Source organism: Bowmanella dokdonensis (assembly GCF_017254865.1).
In the GTDB taxonomy this organism is placed as follows: Bacteria; Pseudomonadota; Gammaproteobacteria; order Enterobacterales; family Alteromonadaceae; genus Bowmanella; species Bowmanella dokdonensis.
Map to the genome: position 1 here is coordinate 1 of NZ_JAFKCV010000311.1, position 302 is coordinate 302.

At 52.3% G+C, this 302-nt stretch carries 1 protein-coding gene; it reads left to right on the forward strand.

The features are described 5' to 3' along the window. The coding region (locus J0A66_RS22725) for a capsule assembly Wzi family protein (RefSeq protein WP_241264395.1) at nucleotides 1–302 on the forward strand (302 nt) is incomplete at both ends.

Sequence of the window (302 nt, forward strand, 5' to 3'; positions counted from 1 at the left end):
AAAAGCGTTTCAAGAGCTTTGATGAGGTGTCCGCCGAAAAGGGATTTGCCAGAATGTCGGTAAGTGGGGACTGGGGGCCGCTTGCTTATCAGATCTCAACGAACTTTGCTCCCGGGGGCGAACGCTATTGGGATCAAAGCTTTCTCGCTTACCAGTTTGGTGATTGGAACCTCAGAGTGGGAGCCTTAGATCAATGGTGGGGTCCTGGTCAAGCTAGCAGCCTTATTCTTAGCAACAATGCCAGACCTGTTCCCGGTGTCGCAGTGTCACGTTCTATGGCAACAGCATCTGACGGACTGCTG